Below are 3,346 nucleotides of genomic sequence, written 5' to 3'. Positions count from 1 at the left end.
CCCAGATGGATCAAGTACAACGGTTAAGGTGCCAGTAACAGTTAAAGATAGAGTAGACTGGGTAGAAATCAATCCGATTCCAACGATCGATCCAGAACAAATTATGCCGGAAGAAGTTCATAAAGGGGAAGAAGTTGATCTAACAGACAATATTCTTAATCTTCCGGAAGGAAGTATGGTAGAAGTAGTCACGCCAGTGGACACTACACAAGTAGGCGAATACACAGGAGAAGTGAAAGTCACCTTCCCAGATGGATCAAGTACAACGGTTAAGGTGCCAGTAACAGTTAAAGATAATACGGTTGCTAATAAACAAAATTTAAAAGGAGAAGATAATTCAATTATAATTGATATTACAAATTCTGATAAAACCACCCCTATATCAAAAGATTCGTCGAAAGTGAATAATAAATCTACAGAAACCAATAATAAAATACTTCCTAAAACTGGAGAAAAAAGTAATACAGAGTTCTCTGTTATAGGAGTAGCATTAATCGGTTTCTGGGGTCTTTTATTAGGATTATTTAAGAAAAGAGAAGAAAACTAAAGAAATAAGCAAATGGAATTTATTGGCTCTTTGTCAATAAGGACTGATGAGTTGTGCAAAATCAAATCTGGGTCAGAATGAACCACATTCTGGCTCAGATTTTTTGTTATCTTACATTGATTAATTGATTGATCAAAAAGATTCTAATTCTCATGTTCTCGAATGATTTAAATCCGTAGGATACTCGTTTCATTGTCTTTATGTGGGTATTCTTCGCTTCTATTTTTCCATTGGAATAAGGATAGATCATTGCGTTGGTGATGCCTTCTTCATAGGTCAGAAGGTTTTGAAGCTTTTCCCGAAAGCTGTCATCCAACGTTTCGGGAAGTTCTGCTAATAAGGAGAAAAATAAGTCAGGGTCTTTGTCTCGAAAGGCTTCAACTAATTCATGAAAAAAGGGATACGCCTCCTTTAGGGGCGTAGAAAACTCAAGCAATCGATCAATCATCATTGCTTCAGTAAGAAATGGGTATTTTGGTGCTCGGAAACTTTTCCATGTTTTGTATTCATAATGGTTGATGTTTGCACGATTTTTTAGCAAAAAGCGCCGGTTCTTTTTCAGTTTTTTTGCCCAAATAATTAGAAACAAAAATATATAAACAGTTAAAAAACATTAAGTAATAATCTTCTTTTAAAGTTAATTTTAGTATATAAAAGAAAATTAGATTACTATCTATTTTAGAAGAAATTACTTTCATTTATAGTATACCGTAATTTTTTTAACTTAGTAAATGAGTATAATTTCTTGTATTTTGCTCCCTTTCTTAGATTTTCAGGTTATATTACCACAGCATACGAAAATGTGCTATATTATTACTACAGTATTTAAAAATTTGATATAAAAAGGAGTCTTTTTTTTTGGAAAAAGGAGTCGCTGATATTGAAAAAATCAAACGGATATTGAAACAAGAATCCATAAAAGACTTAGTAGCGGGAACAGGGTTAAGTAAAAGCACTATTTCAAGCTTAAAATCAGGTAGTCGAAAAGTAGAAAAACTAAATCTTTCTGCAGCAATTAAATTAACCGAATATTCAAATCAAGTATTTAAACCAATTATTGAAATCTGGGGAGAAAAACATAAAAACAGCCAAAATACCAAGTTGTAGAGTGAATTGTAAATAGCGGAAAACCTGCCTTTTAAATTGATTATTGACAGTGATTTACTGAAATCGTGGATAGATTTACCAGATATTTGTTTTTAATCTGTTTTTGTACTTTATGATTATTGGACTTAAGAGTGTAGTGAATCCAGAAGTGAGATTTTAGTCTAACTTTCTGGGGTAGATGTAAGACCAATATTTGAATTATTAGTCCCATAATTTGTAACTGATCATTTTCTACACAGCTCATCAGTTATTTTTTGAAAAAAGTCTTCTTTCTATCAATATTTTCAGTTGTGTTAAAAGAATTTTTTCAAATTCTATAGATTGTTCATCTTGTTGATATAGCGATAGGTAAAGTAATATTTTTTTTCGATAGAATTCGTTAAAATACGAATAGATATAAATATTAACTATATTATCTATAAATAGTATTGTATAGCGATCATTTACTTTGGGATGTTCTATAAATTTTAAATAGTAAGAAAACTTTTTTCGTTCAAACTCTTTTACAATTTCTATGTTTTTAATCTGAACAGAATTAGTTGAAATAAGCATGTAAAAATTTAAAAATAATTGCTTCTTATCAGAGATTATGCGTACTCTATCAATTATATTTGTAATGTATTCATTGATTGTAGAGCTTTTATCAACAATTTTTTCTAATTCACAGTTTATTTTATTTAAATTATACTCTATCACTGCTTCATAAAGATCGTGTTTTGTTTTAAAAAAACTATATATAATAGTAGTACTAGTTTTAGATTCATTAGCAATATCTAAAAGTTTTGTTTTTTCATAACCAAATTTAGAAAAATGTTCCATTGCAATAATTATAACTTCTTCTCGCTTATTGTTTTTATTAATTATTGACATAAGCTCATCTTACTCCTTCGCAATTAAAGATAGCGTATCGATGACATTCTCTTTTAATATTAATGAACTCTTTATAGTATCTTCCAGAAAAATTTCAGCTTTTATTGTTTGATACTGCGTGTTTTGGAGTAGCTCGCCAGATAGCATCATTGTATCGATAATAAAAGTATATACAACTGGATCTATTTTTTCACTAATTTCATTTTTCTTTTGTAGTTCGTTAACAGTGTTCCAGTATATTTCAAAAAAACTTTTATTATCATAAAACTGTTTAACCCATTCATTTATCATTTGCTCATCACTAGGAATTTTATTATAAAATACAATCAGTTCAGGATGTTTTCTTCCTAGCTCCAAAATCATTTCAAACATTACTTCTAAACGGTTTTCCAGCTTTAAAGGGGTATTGTTAATAATAATAATATATTCCTCTAAAATAGCAAAAATATGCTCTATTGCTACTGCTAACATTCCTTCTTTATTGTTAAAGTATTGATATAATGAACCTACGCTTAAATGTGCTTCCTTGGCAATTTTCCGTACAGAAGCTGAATTATAACCAATTCTACCAAACTCATCCAAAATATGAGTTAATATAATTTCCTTTTTTTCTATTTTGAGTCTATTAAACAATTTATTTGCTGTTTTATACATAGATATCTCCTGAAAATATAATTTAAAATAGTATAACACACTCAGTATTTAAAAACGATCACTCATTTTTTAGATATTTCCTACTTTTATATGGATAGGTTACACTGAACTAGACAATAAAAATAAGGTGTGTAAAATATAAGAAAACACACTGGAGGAATTGTTAAT

At 29.3% G+C, this 3,346-nt stretch carries 4 protein-coding genes and 1 pseudogene; 2 read left to right on the top strand and 3 right to left on the bottom strand.

Translation table 11 applies throughout. From position 1 onward, the window contains the following. The coding region (locus DVW06_RS16720; RefSeq protein WP_137264917.1) for a Rib/alpha-like domain-containing protein at window positions 1-547 on the top strand (547 nt) is incomplete at its 5' end. Between the two features lie 106 nt (window positions 548-653). On the opposite strand, the pseudogene DVW06_RS16715 reads toward DVW06_RS16720, so the two are convergent. Beyond that, window positions 654-1,118: pseudogene (locus DVW06_RS16715) on the bottom strand (transposase); the annotation flags it as partial. A 287-nt stretch (window positions 1,119-1,405) separates the two neighbouring features. Here DVW06_RS16715 and DVW06_RS16710 point away from each other — a divergent pair. After that, window positions 1,406-1,654, top strand: a complete 249-nt coding sequence (locus tag DVW06_RS16710; RefSeq protein WP_137264916.1) for a hypothetical protein — start codon at window positions 1,406-1,408, stop codon at window positions 1,652-1,654. Between the two features lie 243 nt (window positions 1,655-1,897). On the opposite strand, the gene DVW06_RS16705 is transcribed toward DVW06_RS16710, so the two are convergent. Together DVW06_RS16705 and DVW06_RS16700 are read right to left on the bottom strand one after the other, a co-directional pair. Next, entirely contained in the window at window positions 1,898-2,524 is a 627-nt protein-coding gene (locus DVW06_RS16705) for a TetR/AcrR family transcriptional regulator (RefSeq protein ID WP_137264915.1), read from the bottom strand. Between the two features lie 9 nt (window positions 2,525-2,533). After that, complete coding sequence (locus DVW06_RS16700) at window positions 2,534-3,178, bottom strand: TetR/AcrR family transcriptional regulator (protein WP_137264914.1); 645 nt, start codon at window positions 3,176-3,178, stop codon at window positions 2,534-2,536. Window positions 3,179-3,346: the final 168 nt, after the last annotated feature.

It is taken from the genome of Enterococcus sp. ARL09-542, assembly GCF_005234805.1.
GTDB classification, from domain to species: Bacteria; Bacillota; Bacilli; order Lactobacillales; family Enterococcaceae; genus Enterococcus_D; species Enterococcus_D gallinarum.
The sequence above is the reverse complement of the archived record's forward strand: the minus strand, read 5'-3'. Positions and strand labels throughout refer to the sequence as shown.